Origin of the sequence: Nocardioides lijunqiniae (assembly GCF_015024225.1) — a bacterium.
GTDB lineage: Bacteria > Actinomycetota > Actinomycetes > Propionibacteriales > Nocardioidaceae > Nocardioides > Nocardioides lijunqiniae.
On record NZ_JACJGM010000014.1, the window covers coordinates 14,719 to 35,376 of the forward strand.

Here is a 20,658-nt window from a genome sequence, read left to right on the forward strand (position 1 = left end):
GTCAGCCCGCGAGGTAGCCCAGCGACTGGATGCGGGAGATCTCGGCGCGCAGCTCGGGGTGCGTGGCCGTGTCGGCCGCGCGCCCGCCGGTGACATAGATGCTCTCGCCGTTGCGCTCGGAGGAGTCGAAGACCACCGTGAGCCGGTTGCTGGCGCCGGCGCTCATGAGCGAGCCGAGCACGGCCACCGGGTCGGAGCGGTCCTCGAGCGAGAGCACGCGGGTGCTGTCGGGGATCCGCGGCACGTGGGCCGAGGGAGCCCCGGCCGTGACGACCTGGTCGATGACGAACGCCGTGGACGGCAGGCCCGCGGCCACCTCGGCGGCGGTCACGCCACCCTGGGCGGAGCCGACGAGCATCACGTGGGCTCCGGCGTCACCCTCGACGGCCGTCTCGATCGCCTGCAGCACCTGCGCGGCGTACGTCGTGCGGTCACCGCCCACGAGGCGCAGCCGGCGCCCGTCGCCGGTGGAGGGGCCGGGCAGGTAGGCGATGTAGCGCCCGTCGGTGACCTTGTGGACCACCACGCTCGTGGCGGCGTTGTCGAGCGCCGACATCAGGTCGGCGAGGGTGCGGGGCGCGGCGGCGTCGGCGACGATCGGCTCCACGGCCGGCGTCGCCTCGATCAGCCCGCCGGCGGTGTCGCGCAGCGCCGCCCCGAAGTCGGCGGCGAGCGGCGGCACGCCCATCGCGCGCAGCCCGCCGCGCGCGGCCAGGCGGCCCTCGTCGCCGGAGAGCACGCCGGAGGTGAGCAGCGAGCGCATCTGCAGGCCGTCGAGCAGGCCGCCGCCACCGCTGGTGACGTGCTCCATGAGCTCGGGGTTCTTCTCCGCGAGCTCGTTGAGGTACGCCGCCACGCCGTCGCGGTCGAGCGCGTCGGTCTCGATCAGGCCGGCCGAGACGATCGCGCCGCCGAGGGCGACCTCGGGCGCGAGGTAGCCGATCGCGCGGCCCGCGATGGAGCCGAGCGTCTGGTAGGCCGCGACCTGGAGCTCGTCGATCCAGCGGTAGGTGAGCACGGTCGCGCGCAGGACCAGCGCGTCGGCGTCGAGCTCGATCGAGCGGGTCAGCAGTCCGCGGGTGCCGGTGGTGGCGGTGCGGACGTCCTCCTCCGCCTGGGCGTGCGTCGCCGGCGAGAGCTCCGCGGACGCCACCAGCTCGGGGTCGCTGATGACGTCGGCGCCGAGCTTGGCGCGCTCGCGCATCTCCTCGCCGGCGGAGTCGAACAGGTCGGCGAGGCGCATCATCCGGTCGTACTTGTCGGCCAGGTCGAGGGCCTCCGCCTCGGTGGTGGGCACCTGGCGCTCCTCGCGGGACGCGGCGGAGACCACCGACTCCTGGCTGGTCTCGTCGTTCATCGGGACACCTCCGCGAGCACAGGGGCCAGGTGGGGAGCCAGGTCGGCGGCGTCGACGCGCTGCACGCGCACCCGCAGCACCTCTCCCTCCAGGTGGGGGCACAGGGCGCGCCAGCCGTCGGCCAGCAGCACCCAGGACACGACGCCCACCACGGTGGTGGACTCGGTGGAGACGTCGGCGACCATGCCGCGCAGCCGGCCCTGGGTCTCGCCGACCAGGGCGGTGAGGATCGCGACCAGCTCGGACTCGCCCAGCGCCCGGCCGGCCGCGTCGCGGGCGGCCTGCGCGTGCTGGCCGGCCAGCACGGGGAGGAGGTCGTTGCGGGAGGCGGCGACCGCCTCCACGGCGGCGTCCACCAGCTCGTAGGGGAGGTCGACCTCGTCCGGCACGACCGAGTCGCGCAGGCCGAGGTCCTCCGGCACGACCGCCACCCGGGCCAGCTCGGAGGGCCAGTGGGCCGTGGGGAACCACGCCAGCTCGAACACGATGCCGTCGACCGTGGCCAGGGTGGCCACGGCGTCGCCGGCCTGACGGTGCCAGGACTTGGCCTGCACGGAGTCGGCGGTGACGTCGAGGTCCAGCGCGAGGGTCGGCGTGGCGAGCAGCCCGACCGCGCCGACCAGGCCCTCGTCGACGACCCCGCCGACGAGCAGCCCGCGCCGGCCCAGCGAGTCGGAGCCCTCGTGCAGCGTGGCGACGGCGGCGGCGTACGCCTGGTCCTCGGAGGTGCCGCGGGTCTGCCCGAGGCGGCCCTCCAGCGGCGGCGTCTCGCTCGGTGCGGCGAGGTCGAAGGGCAGCGGGGCGCCGCCGGCGTGCTCGGCCACCAGCCGGAGCTCGGCCAGCGTCAGGGTGGCGCGACGGGGCAGGGCCTCCAGGGTGCCGACCGGCGGGGGAGGCGGGGTGCTCAGGTCGATGGTGGTCATGAGGTCCTCGAGTCGTCGCGGAGTCCGGGCAGCTCGACGGTCAGCCAGTCCCGGTGGCCCGGGGGCGGCGGGGTGACGGCCACCAGGGCGAGGTCGTCGTCGTCGGCCACGCGCCGTACGGCGGCGTCGGCCGTCTCGTTGGCCGTCTCGACCTGGGCCACCCGGGTGCGGGCGTCGGCGATGAGCGAGGTCGCCGTGCGCTCGCGCTCGGCGATCGCGTCCTGCAGGGTCGTCACGTCCTGGGCGTGCCGGTCGAGCGAGTCGGCCGCCGTGTCGTGCGCACCGGCCACCGCCCGCAGGTGGCTCGCCCGCTCCTGCACGCGCAGCCGCATGCTCTCCGCCGCCCGGCCGGTCCAGCCGAGGCTCTCGGTCTGCGCGACCAGCTGGTCGGCCAGCATCCGCACGTCGACCGCCTGCTCCCGCAGCTGGTCGGCGCGCCTGCGCAGCACGTCGGTGTCGCCGTACATCGTCACGCCCTCCGCCTGGCCGTCCGCCTGAATCCGTGTCCTTGTGCGCTTTCCCTCGTTGAACTCTCCCGAAACGCCATCGCGCGCCCGATCGTGGTGGCCCCCGTCACGGAGGAGTCCTGATGCAGCGGTCCGCACCCCGTCGTACGGCGCTCGCCCCTCTGGTCGCCGGCCTGGTCGCGTGCCTGGGTGCCGCCCTCGTCCTGACGGGGCTCGGGCCGGTCGCGGCCCCGGCCCAGGCGGCGGCGCCGGCCGCCGCCGACACGGGGCCGGCCGCGGTGCCGGCGACGGTGCGCCGCGTGGTGTTCGTGGGCAACAACTGGGAGGGCACGGCCGACGTGCTGGACCCGCGGACCTTCCGCCGCGTCGCCCGCATCGACGTGGTGCCCGACTACGCCGCGCGCATGCAGGAGATCGCGACCAACCCCTACCGGCTGGCCTACTTCCTGGCCATCCGCGAGCTCATCGGCGAGGGCAACGACCAGTTCGTCGACGACATGTACTCCTCCAACGACGGCCGCCTGGTCGTGATCTCGCGCCCCTCGTTCGGGGACGTCGTCGCGATCAGCCTGCGGACCAGGAGGATCGTGTGGCGCTTCGCCGTGGCCGGGGTGCGCTCGGACCACATGGCGATCTCGCCCGACGGGCGGCGGGTGGTGGTCAGCGCCTCCACCGGCAACGTCGTGCACGTGCTGCGGGTGGCCGACGGCAAGGAGGTGGGCCGCTTCCCCTCCGGCGGGTCACCGCACGAGAGCGTCTTCATCGACGGCGGCCGCCGCATCCTGCACGCCAGCATCGGCATGGTCTACAGCCCGCTCGACGACCCGGCGCTGGACGCCACCAAGGACGACCGGGTGCTCCAGGTCGTCGACGCGAAGACCTTCAAGGTCGTGCGCCGCTACGACCTGCGCAAGGCGCTCGACGCCCGCGGCCTGGACCGGGTCAGCACGGCCGTCCGGCCGCTCACGCTGTCGCCGAACGAGCGGAAGATCTTCTTCCAGCTGTCGTTCTTCCACGGCTTCGTGCAGCTGGACCGCCGTACGGGCCGGATCACGCGGGTCCGCCGCCTGCCCAACCTGGTCCCGAGCACCCCGCGCGAGCAGTACCTGCTCGACTCCGCGCACCACGGCATCGCGATGAACCCGAAGGGCACGAGACTCTGCGTCGCAGGCACCATGTCGGACTACGCCACCGTCGTGGACCCGCGCACCGGCCGGCACAGTCGCCTGATCAAGCGCGGCCTCAAGCCCTACTGGGTGACCCCGAGCTGGGACGGGCGCTACTGCTACGTCTCGTGGTCGGGCTCCGACACGGTCTCGCGCATCAGCTACCGCACCGCGCGGGTGGTGTCGACGACCAAGGTCGGCGACCACCCCCAGCGCGTGCGCAACGGCGTCGTCCGCCGCGGCCTCCTCGGACGCCTCGGTCACGCCACGTCGTCCGCTCCCACCCGCACCTCGCCCCTCTCCCTGTGGGAGCGACCGGGGGGCTAGGTCCAGTCGAGGCGGAGGCGGTCGAGGGCCTGCTCGATGTCGGACCGGGGGCCGGCGAAGCTGAGCCGGATGTGGTGGTGGCCCTCGGCGGTGTCGAAGTCGACGCCGGTCGCGACGGCGACGCCGGTGCGGGCGAGCAGGTCGTGGGCGAAGGACATCGAGTCCTGGGTGAGGTGCCCGACGTCGGCGTAGACGTAGAACGCCCCGTCGGCCGGCGCCAGCCGGGTCACGCCGAGCTGGGGGAGGGTGTCGAGCAGCAGCCGGCGGTTCTCGGCGTAGCGGCGCACGTGGCCGTCGAGCTCGGCGTACGTCGCGTCGTCGAAGGCGGCGAGGCAGGCGCGCTGCGCGATCACCGGCGGGCAGATCGTGAAGTTGCCGGTGAGCACGTCGACCGCGCGCCGCAGGCGCTCGGGCACCAGCATCCAGCCGATCCTCCAGCCCGTCATCGAGAAGTACTTCGAGAAGCTCGAGAACACCACCGCCTCGCGGCTGGTCTCCCAGGCAGAGCGGGCGAGGGTGGCGCCGCCGTCGAGGCCGGCGTACTCGATGCCGTGGTAGATCTCGTCCGAGATCAGCTGCACGGCGTTCTCGTCGCACCACCGGGCGATCGCGGCGAGCTCGGCGGGCAGCAGCATCGTGCCGGTCGGGTTGGCGGGGCTGGCCACCACGACACCCTTGAGCGGCGTGCGCTCGTGGGTCTCGGCGAGCTGCGCCACCGTCGGCTGGAAGCGCGTCTCGGGCCCGGTCGCCACCTCCACGACCTCGCAGCCGAGCGCGCTGAGGACGTTGCGGTAGCAGGGGTAGCCCGGGCGCGCCATCGCCACGCGGTCGCCCACCTCGAACGCCGCCAGGAACGCCAGCAGGAAGCCGCCGCTGGACCCCGTGGTGACCACGACGTCGTCGGCGCCGACCTCGATGCCGTGCGCGCGGCGGTGGTGCTGTGCGATCGCCTCGCGCAGCTCGAGGATGCCGACGGCCGGGGTGTAGCCGAGAGGGTCGCCGCTGCCGAGCAGCCGCACCGCCTCGTCGCGCACCGGCGCCGGCGCGCCGCTGCTCGGCTGCCCGGCCAGCAGGTTGAGCACGTCGCCGTGGGTGCGCTGGCGCCGCGCCGAGGCCTCCAGCAGGTCCATGACGTGGAACGGCGGGACGGCGGCGCGCTGCGCCACCCGGAGGCGGTCGGTCACGCAGGCGAGGCTAGCCGCCGGTGCTCATCGTGGGCCGAGGAAGGCGCGCCCCCGGGGGTTGAGGAAGGCGCGCTAGCGCCTGTCTCGAAACCCGAGGAGCTGTCCCTGGCGCCGTCGTTCGTCTCCACCGGGTTTCGAGACGGGTCGCACAGCCCCTCACTCCGTTCGGGTCTGTGCAGACTCTCCTCAACCTCGCCGCGCCAGGCGTGCCGCTCGCTTCGCTCCCGCCACGCCGGCGCGTCGACCGAAGAACGAGCCCTCGCCGAGCTGGGTGCCGGAGCAGTAGCCCTTGCCGTCCTGGGCGAGGTTGGAGGCGCAGGCGCCGGCGGCGTAGAGGCCGGGGACGACCGAGCCATCGGGGCGCTGGGCCTCGCCGTCGACGGTGACCCGGATCCCGCCGAGGGTGAAGCCGGCGTAGAGCGCGTGGCCCAGCCGCACGTCGAAGACCGCCCAGGGGCCGACCGACTGCGGGGCCAGCCAGTCCGGCGACTTGTGGAAGTCGGGGTCCTCCCCGCGGGCGGCGTGCTCGTTGTAGCGGTCGAGCGTCTCCTGCAGCGCCGCCTCGGGGACGCCCAGCCCGGCGGCCATCTCCGCGACGGTCTCGTAGCCGTCGAGCAGGGGGACGAGGGGCATCTTGGGGTACTCCACGTGCTCGCTGTCGACGATCAGGTACGCCGCCGAGCCGGTCTGCTCCATCACGAACTGCGAGGTGCGGGAGTGGTAGCTGTCCTCGGCCACGAACCGTCGGCCCTCCTGGTTGACCAGCAGGCCCGTGACCAGCACCGACGGCGGGTAGACCGGCGCGGTGATGAAGGGCTCGTCCATGTGCTTGAGCTCCGCCCCCACCGACTGCCCGAGCCGGATGCCCAGCCCGTCGTCGTACGTCGAGCCGAGGGTGAACAGCTTCGAGCCCAGCGCCGGCGTGTGCTCGGCGACCATGTCGGGGTTCATCACGAAGCCGCCCGCGGCGACCACCACCGCCGGCGCCCTCACCAGCCCGGTCTCGTCGAAGCACCGCCAGGCGACCCCGACCACCTCGCCGGCGTCGTCGACGACGAGGTTGGTCGCGCCGGTCTCGTAGCGGACCGTCACCCCGGCCTCCTCGACCCGCTCGCGGAGCAGGTCCATCACGATGCGGGTGCCCTCGGTGTCGCCGGGCACCGGCACCTTGTGGCCGCGTGGGGCGGGGCGGGCCCGGTCGCGGAACGGCCACACCTTCTCGTTGCCGGTGAACATCAGGCCCTGGGTCCCGGGCTGGATGACGGCCTTCTCCGGGTAGAAGCTGCGCTCGAACTCGAAGCCCAGCGCCTCCAGCCAGTCGAAGTGCTCGACCGAGCCGTCGCAGTAGGCGCGGATCTTGTCCGGCTCGGGGTCCTTCGACACCGCGAGCAGGTAGTCGTACATCGCCTCGACCGAGTCCTCCTGGCCGGTCGCCCGCTGCACCGCGGTGCCGCCGCCGAGGTAGAAGTGGCCGCCGGACATGCTCGAGGTGCCGCCGTGCACCGCCGCGCGCTCCAGCAGCAGCACCGACGCGCCGGCGCGCGCCGCCTCCAGCGCCGCGCAGCCCCCGGCGATCCCGAAGCCGACCACCACGACGTCGTACGACGCGGCGTCGGCGGGCAGGTCACCCGCCGGGAGGACGTCGGGGACGGCGGTGCCCTGGGCGCTCATGGAGCAAAGGTAGAACATGTTCCAGTTTCACGCGACGGCGACCGGTCCGGCCGAGGGGCGTCGCACCGATAGACTGCGTGTCCGCCGCCCCGCCAAAGCAGGACGAGGTGACATGAGCTTCGACGTCCACCAGCTCGACACGTTCCTGCTGTTGGGCTCGGCCGTCACCCTGCTCGCCGTCCTCGCCGTGCGGGTGTCCTCGCGTGCCGGCCTCCCCAGCCTGCTGATCTACCTGCTGATGGGCGTCCTCCTCGGCGAGTCGGGCCTGGGCATCGGCTTCGAGGACGCCGAGCTCGCGCACGCGCTCGGCTTCGCCGCCCTGGTCCTGATCCTGGCCGAGGGCGGTCTGACCACCAACTGGCGCGAGATCAAGCCGTCGATGCGCATCGGCGTCTCCCTGGCCTCGATCGGCGTCGCCGTGTCGGTGGGCGTCGTCGCCCTGGGGTCGCACTACCTGCTCGGTCTCTCCTGGGAGACCGCCATCCTGCTGGGCGCGGTCACGTCGGCGACGGACGCCGCCGCGGTCTTCTCCGTGCTGCGCACCGTCCCGCTCCCGCGGCGCCTGACCGGCTCGCTCGAGGCGGAGTCCGGCCTCAACGACGCCCCCACCGTCGTACTGGTGGTGCTGGTGTCGACCGGCGTGGCCGCCGAGGAGGGCGTCTGGCGGATGATCCTGGAGATCCTCTTCGAGCTCACGGGCGGCGTCCTGCTCGGGCTCGCGGTGGGCTTCGGCGGCGCGTGGGTCATGCGCCGCGCCGCGCTGCCGTCGTCCGGTCTCTACCCGATCGCCGTCATCTGCCTCACCGTCCTGGCCTACGCCGGGGGCGCCGCCCTCCACGTGTCCGGCTTCGCGGCGGTCTACGTCGCCGCGCTGGTGCTCGGCAACTCCGAGCTGCCGCACCGCGGGGTCACCCGGTCGTTCTCCGAGGGCATCGCCTGGCTGGCGCAGATCGGGCTGTTCGTCATGCTCGGCCTGCTGCTCTCACCCGGGCGGATCTCCCTGGAGACGGTGGGCCTGGCCGTGGCCGCCGGGATGATCCTGACGTTCGTGGCCCGTCCGCTGTCGGTGCTGGCGAGCTCGGTGGTGCAGCCGATGCCCTGGCGGGACCTGGGCTTCCTGTCCTGGGCGGGACTGCGCGGGGCGGTGCCGATCGTCTTCACCACGATCCCGCTGTCGGAGGGGGTCGGCGACGCCGAGCAGCTCTTCGACATCGTCTTCGTGATGGTGGTGATCTACACGCTGCTCACGGGCCCGACGCTGCCGCTGGTGGCACGGGTGCTGAAGGTGGCCCGCCGCTCCGAGCCGCGCGACCTCGAGCTCGAGGCGGCGCCGCTGGACCGGGTCGCCGCCGACCTGCTCCAGATCACGATCAGCCCGGCCTCGCTGATGCACGGGGTCGAGGTGGGCGAGCTCCGGCTGCCGCCCGGCGCCTCGGTCTCGCTGATCATCCGCGAGGGCGAGGCGAAGGTCCCCGAGCGCCGCTCGGTCCTGCGCCACGGCGACGAGGTGCTCGTCGTGACCCCGCGCAAGCTGCGCGAGCGCACCGAGGAGCGGCTGCGCCAGGTCAGCCGTGGCGGCCGGCTGGCCCAGTGGCTCGACGAGCCGGACGTGCGCGACTAGGTCGGCGGGGAGGAGTGGTGTGCACGCTCCTCCAACTGGCCTGACGAAGTCAGTCCACGACGCCGGTGTCGGCGTCGGCCTCGGCGGGCGGGCTGCAGATCTCGCTGTCCTGGTCGGACTGGACGGCCTTGCGGCCGGCGGCCAGCTCGACGAAGTCGTCGCCGACGACGACGTTGACGCCGGGCAGCCCGCTCTCGCGGCGCACGACCTTGGCGCGCTTGCCGAGGTAGCTCTTGACCAGGCGGACGCCGGGGTTGTCCGGGTCGTCGGTCCAGATCTCGGCGAAGGGGACCTCGGTGTCCTCGGGGGCGTTGCTGATGCCGCCCTCCCCGAAGCCGCCCTCGGTGAAGAGCTGCATGGTGCGGCCGGCGAGCCCCTCGCGGGTCCCGGCGTTGGCGACGCTCACGGTGACCTGGTCGGGGTAGACCTTGGTCTCGGCGGGGATGTCGGTCGGCGTGCAGACCGGCACCTCGTCGGAGCTCGTGAACGGCTCGGTGACCGCTCCCCAGCCCCAGGCGACGCCCACCATCAGCAGCACGGCGAGCACCCCCAGGGTGATCGCGGAGCGGAAGCGCGCGAGCGCGAGGGCGGGCATCTCAGCCTTCCAGACGGTGGACGCGGGCGTGCAGGACGTTGCGCTGCTGGAGGGCGGCCCGCAGCGCGCGGTGCAGCCCGTCCTCGAGGTAGTACTCGTCGTGCCACTCCACCACGTGGGCGAAGAGGTCGCCGTAGAAGGTGGAGTCCTCGTCGAGCAGCGTGGCGAGCTGCAGCGTGTCCTTCGTGGTGACCAGCTCGTCGAGGCGCACCTGGCGCGGCGGGACGGCGGCCCACGCACGGGTCGAGAGGCCGTGCTCGGGGTACGGCCTCCCGTCGCCCACGCGTTTGAAGATCACGCCGCGACTATAAACGGCCCTGCGCCACGCCCTAGATTGGCGGCATGACCCAGACCCCCGAGGACGCCACCCCGCCGAGCGCCGCGGAGGACCCGGTGGTCCAGGCGGTGGCGCCCGGCTACGCGTTCGAGGGTGCCGTGCTGGAGCTGGGCGGGCTGATGCTGGACGCCGAGACCCTGTCCGACGTCCGGATCCGGATCCCGCTGGCCATGGTCAACCGGCACGGCCTGGTCGCCGGCGCGACCGGCACCGGCAAGACCAAGACGCTCCAGCTCCTCGCCGAGCAGCTGAGCGCCCAGGGGGTGCCGGTGTTCGCCGCCGACATCAAGGGCGACCTGTCGGGGCTCGCGACGCCGGGCGAGACCGGCGAGAAGGTGACCTCCCGGGCGGCGTCGGTGGGCCAGCAGTGGCAGGCGACCGGCTTCCCGGTGGAGTACTACGCGCTCGGGGGCGAGGGCACCGGCATCCCGCTGCGCGTGACCATGAGCGCCTTCGGGCCCACCCTGCTGAGCAAGGTGCTGGGCCTCAACGACACCCAGGAGTCGAGCCTCGGGCTGGTCTTCCACTACGCCGACCGCGCCGGGCTGCCGCTGCTCGACCTCGCCGACCTGCGCGCCGTCGTCGGCCACCTCACCAGCGACGAGGGCAAGGCCGACCTCAAGGACCTCGGGGGCCTGTCCTCCTCGACGGCCGGGGTGATCCTGCGCGAGCTCATCTCGTTCCAGGACCAGGGCGCCGACGCGTTCTTCGGGGAGCCGGAGTTCGAGTCGGCCGACCTGCTGCAGACGGGCGCCGACGGGCGCGGCCTGATCTCGCTGGTCGAGCTGCCGAACCTGCAGGACCGCCCGGCGGTCTTCTCGACGTTCCTGATGTGGCTGCTCGCCGACCTCTTCCACGACCTGCCCGAGGTCGGTGACATCGACAAGCCGAAGCTGGTGTTCTTCTTCGACGAGGCCCACCTGCTCTTCGCCGACGCCTCGAAGGACTTCCTGCAGCAGGTCGCGCAGACGGTGCGGCTGATCCGGTCGAAGGGCGTCGGGGTCTTCTTCGTGACCCAGAGCCCCACCGACGTGCCCGACGAGGTGCTCGCCCAGCTCGGCTCGCGGGTGCAGCACCAGCTGCGCGCCCACACGCCCAACGACGCCAAGGCCCTCAAGGCCACCGTCAACACCTACCCGACGAGCGCCTACGACGACCTCGGCGGCGTGATCACCAGCCTCGGGATCGGGGAGGCCGTCGTGACGGTCATGAACGAGCGCGGTGCCCCGACGCCGGTCGCCTGGACCCGGCTCCGGGCGCCGGAGTCGCTGATGGGTCCCAGCGACCCCGCCACCATGCAGGCCGCGGTCGAGGCCAGCCCCCGGCACGCCACGTACTCCGAGGCGGTCGACCGGGAGTCGGCCCGCGAGAAGCTGGCGGCCCGGCTCGAGGAGGGCGCCCGCAAGCGCGAGGCCGAGCAGCAGGCGGCCGAGGCGGCGAAGGCCGAGAAGCAGGCGGGCCGGTCGCGCCCCGACGCACCCGCCCGGACCTCACGCCGTGCCCCTCAGCAGGAGGAGGGCGGTCTGGTCCGGGACGTGGTGCAGTCGGGCGCCTTCAAGGACTTCATGCGCACGGCCGCCCGCGAGATCGCCCGCGGCATGTTCAAGACCGGCCGCCGCTAGCCCCGCAGATCAACCTGGGCCGGCCCGGAAGTACGAGCGTCAGCGAGTACTTCCAAGGGAGCGCGAAGCGCTCCCCTTCACCGGAAGTACGAGCGTCAGCGAGTACTTCCAATGAAGCGACGAAGTCGCTTCACGCGGTCCAGCGGACGGCGTCGTCGACCAGGTCGGCCAGGGCGTGGACACCGCGCAGGTCCTCGCGCTCGCCCATCAGGGTGGTGAGGCCGCGTGCGTGACGCAGCTTGAAGGCGTCGCGGCGCTCGCGGGCGGCGTCGGTCTCTTCGGCGGTGACGATGTTGTCGGGGTTGCCGGCCATCGGGGGTCTCCCTCTGTCTCTCGTTGCTGCGGGGTGGTGCGACCACTGTGGCCGGGCAAGATGCCCGGGAGGTTGACCGCGAGTTACAGCGAGGTCTCACGGCCCCCACGAGGACGTGATCCGGCTTACATTGCTCGCTGTGACCGACTACGACGACATCTGCCAGCTCAAGTACCGCTACCTCCGGACGCTGGACACCAAGGACTGGGAGGCCTTCGAGGCCTGCTTCCAGCCCGACGCGACGGGCGACTACAACGGCCTGGTCTTCGAGGACCGGGCCGCCCTGGTGTCCTACATGCGGGAGAACCTCGGCGAGGGCATGATCACGATGCACCAGGTGCACCACCCGGAGATCTCGATCGAGGGTGACGAGGCCACGGCGCGCTGGTACCTCGAGGACCGCGTCATCGTCGAGGCGTTCCGCTTCATGCTCGAGGGCGCCGCCTTCTACTCCGACCGCTACGTGCGCACGCCGGACGGCTGGCGGGTCGCCCACACCGGCTACCGCCGCACCTTCGAGCTGTCCTACAACCTCGACGACATGCCCAGCCTCAAGGTCAGCGGCCCCGGCGTGCACACCCACACCTGAGCGGGGGTCCGCCCGTCAGCGCCAGGCGAAGGTCGCGAGCATGGAGTCGACGGTGCGCTGGCGGGCCGGGGGATCGGTGAGCATCTCGAAGTCGATCTCGACCAGGAAGCCCTCGTGGAGGATCAGGTAGACCTCGGCGTGGCGGGTGCGGCTCATCGTGCCGCTCAGGTGGACGGCGGGCTCGCCGGCGACCTCGGTGTCGGGCTGGCGGGCGAGGTCGCCGAGGTAGGTGCGCGAGCGCTCGAGGTCGGCGGCGACGTCCTCGAGCGTGTAGTCGGCGTAGTCGGGGCGGATCGAGAAGTAGACGTTGTCGCCGGCGGCGAGGTCGCTCAGCGAGGTGATCCTGTCGCCCGAGACCTGTCGCGAGACGTAGTCCCTCGTCGCGCCGCGGACGGTGAAGAGGCTGGTCGTGTGCACCGGACCGGTCGCGGCCGGGGCGCCGGGCTCCGGTGCGGCGGTGGAGGCCTCGCTCGACGGGCTCGGCGAGCTCGAGCCCGAGTCCGACGGCCCCGTCGAGCCCGAGGACGGGCTCGGGTCGGCAGCCGACCCCTCGTCGTCACCGTCGCCGTCGCCGGACGAGCACCCCGCGAGCAGCACGAGCGCGGTCGCGCCGGCGGCGACGGCCCTCCTCACAGGGTGGGGTCCGTCCACGCCGTCTGGACGACCTCGGTGCCGCGGTCGCGGGTGATGAGACGACCGCGCCCGGCAGGCAGCGGGATCGGGCGCAGGTTGCCCAGCAGCGGCCCCTCGTCGGGGCTTCCCGAGAGCAGCAGGCCGGGCATGGCCAGGTCGCGCATCGACTGGATGACCGGCTCGTAGAGAGCCCGCGACGCGCCACCCGAGCGGCGGGCGACGACGACGTGGAGGCCGACGTCGCGCGCCTGGGCCAGCAGCGGCTGCAGCAGGGCGACCGGCGAGGTCTGCTGGGTCGCGACCAGGTCGTAGTCGTCGACGACCACGAAGACCTCGGCGCCAGTCCACCAAGTGCGGTTGCGCAGCTGCTCGGGCGTCACGTCGGGGCCCGGGATGCGGCTCTCGAGGTACGTCGCCAGGTCCTTGATCGCGGGCGTCGCCTGCGTCGCGGACGTGAGGTAGTTGAGCAGGTAGTCCTCCGGGACCTCGCCCAGCAGCGAGCGGCGGTAGTCGACGACCACGAGCTGCGCCTGCTTGGCCGTGCGCGTGCGCATGACCTCGTGGATGTAGGTGCGCAGGATCGAGCTCTTGCCGGACTTCCCGTCGCCGAAGATGAGCAGGTGCGGCTCGGCGTCGGGGTCGAGCGCGACCGGGGCCAGCTCCTTCTCGTTGATGCCGAGCACCAGGCGCAGGTCCTCGCTGCCGTCGCGCTCCTCCTCGGGCACGGGGCTCAGCGCCACGCCGGCCTGCTCGCGCAGCTGCGCGAGCTCGATCCGCTCGGGCAGCAGCCGCAGCTTGGGGCCGGCCGGGCCGCGCCAGGCGGTGGCGACGCGACTGATCAGCTCGTCGACGCCGTCGCCCAGCGACGTGGCGTCGGCGTCGCCGTCGATGCGCGGGAGCGCCCCGAGGAAGTGCAGCTTGCTCTGCACCAGCCCGCGCCCCGGCCGACCGGTCGGGACCAGCTGGGCGATCTTGCGGTCGATCTCGGAGTCGAGGGCGTCACCGAGGCGCAGCTCGAGCCGGGTGCCGAACAGGTCGCGCATCGCGGCGCGGAAGTCGGCCCAGCGCGAGGCCCCCGTGACGATGTGGAGCCCGAACGTCAGGCCGCGCGAGGCCAGCTGCTGGATCTCCAGCTCGAGGTCGTCGAAGTCCGAGCGCAGCGTGCTCCAGCCGTCGACGACCAGGAACACGTCGCCGTAGCCGTCGTCGACGCGACCCTGGGCACGCCGGGTCCGGTAGGTCTCGATCGAGTCGATGCCGTTGGCGCGGAAGTAGGCCTCGCGCCGGTCGACGACGCCGGAGACCTCCGCCATGATCCGGCGTACGACGTCCGGCTCGGAGCGCGTGCCGACCCCGGAGACGTGGGGCAGGCGGGTCAGGGGCGCGAACGTGCCGCCTCCGAAGTCGAGCACGAAGAACTGCGACTCCTGGGGGGTCGTGGTCAGCGCCATGCTGGTCACGATCGTGCGCAGCATCGTGCTCTTGCCGCTGCGCGGGCCGCCGACGACGGCCACGTGCCCCGAGGCGCCGCTGAGGTTGATCGTGAGGGTGTCGCGGCGCTGCTCGCGCGGGCGGTCCACCGTGCCGAGCGGCACGACCAGCCCGCCCAGGGCGCGCCACTGCTGCGAGACCAGCCCGAGCTCGGCGTCCTCGGCGAGGTCGCTCATCAGCTCGTCCAGCGTGTCCGGCACGTCGAGCGGCGGCAGCCACACCTGGTGCGCCGCCGGCCCCTGGCCGACCATGTGGCCGACGGCGAGGTCGAGCAGCGACTCCTGGCTGTCGGGCTCGACGACGGGCTGCACCTCGGGCTCGGGCTCGTTGACCTCGAGCTTGTGCACCTCGGAGATGGTGAAGGGCAGGATGCCCTGGAGGTGCCCGCCCTCGTCGCGGCGGACGCGCACGCGCCCGGTGGCCGGTGGCCCCGAGACGTACGCCGCCTTGAAGCGCGTCATCGACGTCGGGTCGGGCTTGAGGAAGCCCAGGCCCGGCACGGCCGGCAGCTCGTAGGCGTCGGGCACGCCGAGGACCGCGCGCGACTCCTGGGCGCTGAACGTGCGCAGGCCGACGCGGTAGGAGAGGTGCGACTCCAGGCCGCGCAGCCGTCCCTCCTCGAGACGCTGCGAGGCGAGCAGCAGGTGCAGGCCGAGGGAGCGGCCGAGGCGGCCGATGGCCACGAACAGGTCGATGAACTCCGGCTTGGCCGAGAGCATCTCGGAGAACTCGTCGACCACGAGGAACAGCGACGGCATCGGGTCGAGCTCCTCGCCCGCGGCCCGTGCCTTCTCGTAGTCGCGGATGGAGGCGAAGTTGCCGGCGTCGCGCAGCAGCTCCTGGCGGCGCACCATCTCGCCCGACAGGGCGTCCTGCATGCGGTCGACGAGGGTGAGCTCGTTGGCGAGGTTGGTGATGACCGCGGAGACGTGGGGCATGTCGGACATCCCCGCGAAGGTGGCGCCGCCCTTGAAGTCGACGAGCACCATGTTGAGCTGCTCGGGGGAGTGGGTCATCGCCAGGCCGAGCACCAGCGTGCGCAGGAACTCCGACTTGCCGGAGCCCGTCGCGCCGATGACCAGGCCGTGCGGGCCCATGCCCTGCTGGGCGGACTCCTTGATGTCGAGGTGCACGAGGCCGCCGCCCTCGCCCAGGCCGATCGGCACCCGCAGCCGGTCGCGCGCCGGTCGGGGGCGCCACGCGGCGGTGGGGTCGAACTGGCGCACGTCGCCCAGGCCGAGCAGGTCCATGAAGTCGGCCGGGCCGGTGATCTCGCCGGTGCTGGCCGCCTCGGGGGCGCCGCCTCCGGAGGTCACCGTGTGCATCGGGGTCAGTCGGCGGGCGAAGGCCTCCGCGGTGGCGAGGTCGCACTGGTCGCCCTTGGCGCGGATCTCCTCCTCGCGCAGCCGCAGCGCGACCACGGGGACCTTGTTCTCGCCCTCGTCCGCCGGGCCGTCGAGCTGGATGCGCAGGCGGCTCGGGTCGTCCAGCTCGCCCCAGCGGGCGGGCAGGTCGAGCACGGTCACGCCGTGCAGGCCGTCCGGGGGGATCACGTGGTTGCCGGGCGGCAGCTCGGCGCCGTCGGTCACGAGCAGGATGTGCGGGGTGGCCGGACGCTCGTCGGCGCCGAAGCGAGGACGGTCGCTGAGGTCGGGCGGCAGCAGGTTGGCGAGGTCGGCCAGCGACGTCGTGACCATCCGCATCGGGCCGACCGCGTCGCTCTGCTGGGCGCTGAGGGCGTGCGGCAGCCACTTGATCCAGTCCCAGTGCGCGAGGTGCATCTCCGAGGACAGCACGGCGAGCACCAGGTTGTCGGGGGAGTGGAACGCCGTGGCGGAGCAGATGATGGCGCGCGCCAGGCTGCGCGCCTCCTCCTCGTCGCCGCAGATCTCGACGCGGTCGAAGGCCCGCAGGTCGATCGAGGCGGGCAGGTCGGGCTGCAGCCGGTGGACGACGAGCAGCCGGTGCAGCGCCGAGGCGGCCGCGGGGTCGACCTCGTCGATCGGCGCGCTCTCGGGCGGCACGAGCTCCAGGGCGAGCGGTTGGGCGCAGAGCCCGTAGCGCACGTGCAGGAACTGCGGGTCGCTCGAGACGTGCTCCCAGATGCGGGAGCGCTCCTCGGCGAGAGCCGGCAGGGACGCCGGGTCGGGGTGGTGCCAGGTGAGGGCGCGGCGCTGCTGGTCGGCGGACTCGCGCGCGACCTTGCGGACGTTGCTGAGGTAGCGGAGGTACTCGGTGCGCGAGCCGGTGACCTGCTGCGCGCGCTGCTTCCGCTGGCGGTCGACCTGCACGAGGATGAAGCCGACGGTCGCGAAGAGGAACATGCCGGCGGCGATGAAGCGGATGCCGTTGCTGCTGCCGGTGCGCGCGCCCATGGTCGCCACGAGCACGATCGAGCCCAGGCTGCCCAGCATCGGGATGGCGTTCATCATCACGCCGGCGGCGCCCTCGGCGGGCTGGATCTGCGGCGGCGGCTGCAGCACGAGCTGCCCCGTGGGCATCTCCGGCTCGTCCACTCGTGCCCCGCGAAGCGTCGTGCTCACGCTCAACCGTCCCCTTGCCGTCGACCGGTGGTGCCCGAGAGGGCCGGGCACCGCTCCCAGCGGTGGCTTGATGATAGGCGTACCCCGACCATTAGGCTGCCCACGACCGGACGGTCCCGTCCGGACCCTTCGGGAGGCGACGTGAGCGGGTCGGGCAACGGTTCGGCCGCGGCTGCGGCCGAGGCGGTCGCGCTGACCGTGCTGGGCCCCTCGGGTGCCCTGGACCTCCTGGTGCCGGCCGGGGCCTCGGCCCACGACGTCGCCGTCGAGTACGCCGCGCAGGCCGGTGTCGACGCCCTGCCCACCATCCACACCCGGGTCGGCGACCCGCTCGCCCCCGACGCCACGCTGGAGAGCGTCGGCATCGGGTCCGGCTCCCTGGTCGTCGCGCTCTCGCACGCGGCGGCCGCCCCGACCGTGACCGGTCGCCGGCGTCGCGCCGCGCCCGGCAAGGCCGCGTCGTCCCCGCGCTCGGTCCCCCCAGGCCCGCTGTCCGTGCTGTGGTGCTGCGTGAGCGCAGCGGCCGCCCTGCTCGCCGGATGGTTCGCCTCCCAGCAGGAGCCGTCGCCCCAGCGCACCGCCACCGTGGTGCTGCTCGGCGTCGCCGCCGCGCTCGGGGTGCTGCCGTTGGGGCGCTACGCCGCGCACCGGATCCTCGCGGCCCCCGCCTTCGCCGCGTCCGCGGCGTTCGTCGTGGCCTGGGACCCCGCGCCGGAGCGGCTGCCCACCATCGTCGGCGTGGCCGCCCTCACCGCGGCCGTCACCGCCGCGGTGGCCCGCGCCCTGGACGCCTACTCCGAGGAGGCGCTGCGCGTCTGGGTGTCGGTCGGCACCGGCGTCTTCGTGGTCACCTGCGGTGCCGCCCTCCTCGACCTCCGCCCGCAGGTCGCGTGGGCGGTGCTGCTGGTCGCGGCCATGCTCGCGTCGCGGTTCGTCCCGATGCTGGCCATCGACGTGCCGGACCAGTTCCTGATCGACCTGGAGCGCCTCGCCGTGACGGCCTGGTCGGCGCGCGACCGCCCCACCGGCCGCCGCGGCCGGATCGTCGTGCCTCCCCGTGCGGTGGAGGTCGTGGCCGTGCGGGGCACGCGCATCGTCACGGCGTCCTCGGCCGCGATCCTCGCGGTCGTCGTCGTCTCGGCCCCGCTGCTGCTGGCCAGCGCGACCCGGAGCCCCGACGCGCTCGGGGCGCGGTGCCTGGTCGGCTTCGCCGGCGGCGCCCTGCTGTTCGTCGCCCGGACCTACCGCCACGTCGCGGCCCGCGCGCTGCTCCGGGTGGCGGGCCTGGTGTGCGGGATCTCGCTGCTGGTCGTCCTCTTCGGGAGCCTGCAGGCCGACACGCTGCTGCTCCTCGGCGTCCTCGCCATCGTGGCCTCGGCCCTGCTGCTGCTGGTCTCCGTCGCCCTCGGTCGGGGCTGGCGGTCGGCCTGGTGGTCGCGCCGGGCCGAGGTCGCCGAGGCCGTCTGCGGGTCCTTCGCCGTGGGCTCGCTCGTGCTCGCCGTGGGCCTCTTCCGGCACCTGTGGGAATTGACAGGGTGATGTTTAGGGGTCCTGCCCCCGGGTAGACACCTGCTTGTCCGGATCGCACGCCGAGAAGGACCACGAACCACCTGGCACCACAGGCACGCGAAGAAGAATCCACGATGCGCGGCGACATGCCGCCACACATGAAGGAGCAGGCGACATGTCGGAAAACTCCAACGAGTTCGGCCAAGGCGAAGGTGTACTCACCCGCGCCGCTGGAATGGTGGCTGACGCTCGAGCCGACTTCAACAACATCAGCCGTCAGCTGACGGACCAGATCTCCTCGGTCCAGGGCCGCTGGGGCGGCCAGGGCGCCACGGCGTTCTTCGCCCTGCAGCAGGCGTGGACCGAGAAGCAGCAGACGATCGTCGACGCCCTCAACGAGTTCGAGAACTCCCTCGGCGTCACCGAGCGCGACAACGTCAGCACCGACGAGTCCCAGGGCTCGAACTTCGCCAACCTGACCCACAAGCTCGGCTGACGGCCGCTACCAGACCAAGGAGAACGATGATGAGCATGGATGGAATCAGGGTCAACCACGGCGCGGTGGACCAGGCCGCGGCCGACATGTACCAGAAGGTCAAGGACATCGACGACCGGATGAACCGTCTGGAGTCCGAGCTCGAGCCGCTGCGCAGCCAGTGGGTCGGTCAGGCCCAGTCGCAGTACACCGTCTCGAAGGCCAAGTGGGACAACGCGATCCAGGAGATGCGCGACCTGCTCGACAAGAGCAGCCAGACGGTCTACCAGTCCAACGCCGAGTACCAGGCCGCCGACAAGCGCGGCGCTGCGCAGTTCGAGATCTGACCTCACTGCCTCGATGGACACGACGTCGAGGGGGCCGGCACCGCGAGGTGTCGGCCCCCTCGCCGATGCAGCCATCGTCACCGTCCGCCTGACCTCCCCACCGACGCCGCCGACGACGTCGTCGGTGAGAGGTCGCCGCCGCACAGGAGCCCCGTCATGTTCGTGATCGACCGGGTCGTGGAGATCCTCGAGTCCCTCCACGTCAACGAGGAGGCCATCCAAGCGGTCTCCGCCGCGCTGGAGAACGGCGCCGAGCTGATCGAGACCAGCGCCTTCATGACCTCGGAGCCGCTGCGGCCCACGGCGTTCGGGGCCAGCGACCGCGGGAGCGACCTCGGCTTCCACCACGACAAGGCCCGCGCCGTGGTGGTCGACACGCTCGACGCCTTCATGGACGACCTCGTCGGGTTCGCCGAGGGCGTGTCCCGCGCGGTCAGCCTGGTCGTCGACGCCGACGAGACGACGCGAGCCGACCTCACGGTGCAGCGCCAGGCGGTCGAGATCCTGGCCGACCACACGGGGACGCACTCCTCCGGCCGTGCCGACGGAGAGCGCCGATGAGCGCCGGCGAGCAGCAGGCCCGGCTCCAGCACGCCCTCCAGGGCGTCCAGCTCGACCGCGTCCGGCTCGCGGCCCTCGACTGGCACGACGGGGCGAAGATCCTGCGCGACGTCGCCGCGGCCCTCGAGAAGTGCAGCCCTGACATCCGCGAGAACTTCGGCGGCTCCACCGGCCCGGCCGCGCAGGCGGCGTTCGACACCGTGCACGCGCGCGTCCAGGCGCGTGCCCAGGAGATGACCGCGGCGGGCGAGGCGCTCGACGTCGCGGGAGACGTGATCCACGAGGGTCAGGAGAAGGCGGCCGCGCTCGCCGCCGGAGCGCCCACCGAGCCGACCATGGGTCCGCCGCAGCTGGACGACACCCCGCGCGACGTCCTGCGGCGGGAGGCGGCCTACGGACAGCAGATGGCCGACTACGCCGCCGAGGTCGACGCGCGGGAGCGCGCGGCCCGACGGATGGCCAACCGCATGGACGAGGTGTTCGAGGGCTCGACCGAGACGTTCCGCGCGATCCACGGCGACCAGCACGACACCCAGGGCGTCTACGCCGGCACCGACAAGGGCCCGGGCGGCCGTCACCACGGCGGCCCCCACGACGCCCACATCGTGAAGCACAAGCCGCGGCCGCCGCGTCACCCCGAGGTCCCCGAGCCCGTGGTCTGCACGATCACGCCGCCCCCGCCGCCGCCTCCGCCGACGGTCTGCCCGCCGGAGACTCCCACGACGACCCCGCCCCCGACGCCCCCGTTGCCGCCCCCGCCTCCGCCCACGGGTCCGGAGACGACGGTGTCCTCGCCGCTCGGACCCGATCCGACCGGTCTCGGCGGCCACGGCCAGCCGGGTCACCCCGGCTCGGCGTCGCCGGCTGCCGGGGGAGCAGCCGGAGGCGTCTCGCCCGCCGCGCTCGGCGGGCTCGCCGCCGGCGCCG

18 protein-coding genes and 1 pseudogene are annotated in these 20,658 nt (G+C 73.1%); 9 read left to right on the forward strand and 10 right to left on the reverse strand.

Going from position 1 to position 20,658, the window contains the following annotated elements; all coding sequences use genetic code 11:
* Position 1: 1 nt before the first annotated feature.
* From IRQ30_RS10580 to IRQ30_RS10590, 3 genes are read right to left on the reverse strand one after another with little or no spacing between them, the layout of a single operon-like run.
* Complete coding sequence (locus IRQ30_RS10580) at positions 2-1,357, reverse strand: hypothetical protein (RefSeq protein WP_193612854.1); 1,356 nt, start codon at positions 1,355-1,357, stop codon at positions 2-4.
* Complete coding sequence (locus IRQ30_RS10585) at positions 1,354-2,280, reverse strand: hypothetical protein (RefSeq protein WP_193612855.1); 927 nt, start codon at positions 2,278-2,280, stop codon at positions 1,354-1,356. Before IRQ30_RS10585 ends, IRQ30_RS10580 begins: the two co-directional genes overlap by 4 nt.
* On the reverse strand, positions 2,277-2,753 hold the full coding sequence (locus IRQ30_RS10590; protein WP_193612856.1) for a hypothetical protein: 477 nt from the start codon (positions 2,751-2,753) through the stop codon (positions 2,277-2,279). The genes IRQ30_RS10585 and IRQ30_RS10590 overlap by 4 nt, the downstream gene beginning before the upstream one ends.
* A 116-nt stretch (positions 2,754-2,869) precedes the next feature.
* Between IRQ30_RS10590 and IRQ30_RS10595 the strand changes: the two genes are divergently transcribed.
* Positions 2,870-4,240, forward strand: coding sequence for a YncE family protein (locus IRQ30_RS10595; RefSeq protein WP_193612857.1), 1,371 nt, complete (start codon positions 2,870-2,872; stop codon positions 4,238-4,240).
* On the opposite strand, the gene IRQ30_RS10600 is transcribed toward IRQ30_RS10595, so the two are convergent.
* A complete protein-coding gene (locus tag IRQ30_RS10600) occupies positions 4,237-5,424 on the reverse strand; it encodes a pyridoxal phosphate-dependent aminotransferase (protein WP_338089655.1) in 1,188 nt (395 codons plus the stop codon). The genes IRQ30_RS10595 and IRQ30_RS10600 overlap by 4 nt on opposite strands.
* 186 nt (positions 5,425-5,610) lie before the next feature.
* On the reverse strand, positions 5,611-7,095 hold the full coding sequence (locus IRQ30_RS10605; protein WP_193612858.1) for an FAD-binding protein: 1,485 nt from the start codon (positions 7,093-7,095) through the stop codon (positions 5,611-5,613).
* 112 nt (positions 7,096-7,207) lie between these two features.
* On the opposite strand from IRQ30_RS10605, the gene IRQ30_RS10610 reads away from it, so the two are divergent.
* Complete coding sequence (locus IRQ30_RS10610; RefSeq protein WP_193612859.1) at positions 7,208-8,716, forward strand: potassium/proton antiporter; 1,509 nt, start codon at positions 7,208-7,210, stop codon at positions 8,714-8,716.
* 49 nt (positions 8,717-8,765) lie between these two features.
* Here the strand turns inward: IRQ30_RS10610 and IRQ30_RS10615 are convergent, their stop codons facing one another.
* Both IRQ30_RS10615 and IRQ30_RS10620 read right to left on the reverse strand, forming a co-directional pair.
* Positions 8,766-9,311 (reverse strand): LytR C-terminal domain-containing protein, encoded by a 546-nt coding sequence (locus tag IRQ30_RS10615; protein ID WP_193612860.1) that lies wholly within the window; start codon positions 9,309-9,311, stop codon positions 8,766-8,768.
* A 1-nt stretch (position 9,312) separates the two neighbouring features.
* Positions 9,313-9,609: a type II toxin-antitoxin system VapB family antitoxin gene (locus IRQ30_RS10620; protein ID WP_193610764.1), complete on the reverse strand. Its 297-nt coding sequence runs from the start codon at positions 9,607-9,609 to the stop codon at positions 9,313-9,315.
* A 44-nt stretch (positions 9,610-9,653) separates the two neighbouring features.
* On the opposite strand from IRQ30_RS10620, the gene IRQ30_RS10625 reads away from it, so the two are divergent.
* Entirely contained in the window at positions 9,654-11,270 is a 1,617-nt protein-coding gene (locus IRQ30_RS10625; RefSeq protein ID WP_193612861.1) for a helicase HerA-like domain-containing protein, read from the forward strand.
* Between the two features lie 130 nt (positions 11,271-11,400).
* On the opposite strand, the gene IRQ30_RS10630 is transcribed toward IRQ30_RS10625, so the two are convergent.
* The gene (locus IRQ30_RS10630) at positions 11,401-11,583 is read right to left on the reverse strand and encodes a hypothetical protein (protein WP_193610766.1); all 183 of its coding nucleotides are present in this window, start codon (positions 11,581-11,583) and stop codon (positions 11,401-11,403) included.
* A gap of 139 nt (positions 11,584-11,722) precedes the next feature.
* On the opposite strand from IRQ30_RS10630, the gene IRQ30_RS10635 reads away from it, so the two are divergent.
* Complete coding sequence (locus tag IRQ30_RS10635) at positions 11,723-12,172, forward strand: nuclear transport factor 2 family protein (RefSeq protein WP_193612862.1); 450 nt, start codon at positions 11,723-11,725, stop codon at positions 12,170-12,172.
* A 15-nt stretch (positions 12,173-12,187) separates the two neighbouring features.
* On the opposite strand, the gene IRQ30_RS10640 is transcribed toward IRQ30_RS10635, so the two are convergent.
* Together IRQ30_RS10640 and eccCa are read right to left on the reverse strand one after the other, a co-directional pair.
* Complete coding sequence (locus IRQ30_RS10640) at positions 12,188-12,805, reverse strand: hypothetical protein (protein ID WP_193612863.1); 618 nt, start codon at positions 12,803-12,805, stop codon at positions 12,188-12,190.
* On the reverse strand, positions 12,802-16,839 hold the full coding sequence (gene eccCa, locus IRQ30_RS10645; protein WP_338088041.1) for a type VII secretion protein EccCa: 4,038 nt from the start codon (positions 16,837-16,839) through the stop codon (positions 12,802-12,804). The genes IRQ30_RS10640 and eccCa overlap by 4 nt, the downstream gene beginning before the upstream one ends.
* Before the next feature lie 141 nt (positions 16,840-16,980).
* Here eccCa and IRQ30_RS10650 point away from each other — a divergent pair, with 141 nt between their 5' ends.
* The 5 genes and pseudogenes from IRQ30_RS10650 to IRQ30_RS10670 form a co-directional block, all read left to right on the forward strand.
* Positions 16,981-18,378, forward strand: a complete 1,398-nt coding sequence (locus IRQ30_RS10650) for a hypothetical protein (RefSeq protein WP_193612864.1) — start codon at positions 16,981-16,983, stop codon at positions 18,376-18,378.
* Positions 18,379-18,523: 145 nt separating this feature from the next.
* Positions 18,524-18,844 (forward strand): WXG100 family type VII secretion target, encoded by a 321-nt coding sequence (locus IRQ30_RS10655; RefSeq protein WP_227464858.1) that lies wholly within the window; start codon positions 18,524-18,526, stop codon positions 18,842-18,844.
* Positions 18,845-18,879: 35 nt separating this feature from the next.
* A complete protein-coding gene (locus IRQ30_RS10660) occupies positions 18,880-19,170 on the forward strand; it encodes a WXG100 family type VII secretion target (RefSeq protein ID WP_193610771.1) in 291 nt (96 codons plus the stop codon).
* 156 nt (positions 19,171-19,326) lie between these two features.
* Positions 19,327-19,731: a hypothetical protein gene (locus tag IRQ30_RS10665; RefSeq protein WP_193612865.1), complete on the forward strand. Its 405-nt coding sequence runs from the start codon at positions 19,327-19,329 to the stop codon at positions 19,729-19,731.
* Positions 19,728-20,658: pseudogene (locus IRQ30_RS10670) on the forward strand (hypothetical protein); the annotation flags it as partial. The gene IRQ30_RS10665 and the pseudogene IRQ30_RS10670, both read left to right, overlap by 4 nt.

Bases quoted from the DNA above. Each gene is read 5' to 3' on its own strand.
- IRQ30_RS10580 (WP_193612854.1), bottom strand. From the start codon at position 1,357: ATGAACGACGAGACCAGCCAGGAGTCGGTGGTCTCCGCCGCGTCCCGC.
- IRQ30_RS10585 (WP_193612855.1), bottom strand. From the start codon at position 2,280: ATGACCACCATCGACCTGAGCACCCCGCCTCCCCCGCCGGTCGGCACC.
- IRQ30_RS10595 (WP_193612857.1), top strand. From the start codon at position 2,870: ATGCAGCGGTCCGCACCCCGTCGTACGGCGCTCGCCCCTCTGGTCGCC.
- IRQ30_RS10605 (WP_193612858.1), bottom strand. From the start codon at position 7,095: ATGAGCGCCCAGGGCACCGCCGTCCCCGACGTCCTCCCGGCGGGTGAC.
- IRQ30_RS10610 (WP_193612859.1), top strand. From the start codon at position 7,208: ATGAGCTTCGACGTCCACCAGCTCGACACGTTCCTGCTGTTGGGCTCG.
- IRQ30_RS10615 (WP_193612860.1), bottom strand. From the start codon at position 9,311: ATGCCCGCCCTCGCGCTCGCGCGCTTCCGCTCCGCGATCACCCTGGGG.
- IRQ30_RS10625 (WP_193612861.1), top strand. From the start codon at position 9,654: ATGACCCAGACCCCCGAGGACGCCACCCCGCCGAGCGCCGCGGAGGAC.
- IRQ30_RS10630 (WP_193610766.1), bottom strand. From the start codon at position 11,583: ATGGCCGGCAACCCCGACAACATCGTCACCGCCGAAGAGACCGACGCC.
- IRQ30_RS10655 (WP_227464858.1), top strand. From the start codon at position 18,524: ATGTCGGAAAACTCCAACGAGTTCGGCCAAGGCGAAGGTGTACTCACC.
- IRQ30_RS10660 (WP_193610771.1), top strand. From the start codon at position 18,880: ATGGATGGAATCAGGGTCAACCACGGCGCGGTGGACCAGGCCGCGGCC.
- IRQ30_RS10665 (WP_193612865.1), top strand. From the start codon at position 19,327: ATGTTCGTGATCGACCGGGTCGTGGAGATCCTCGAGTCCCTCCACGTC.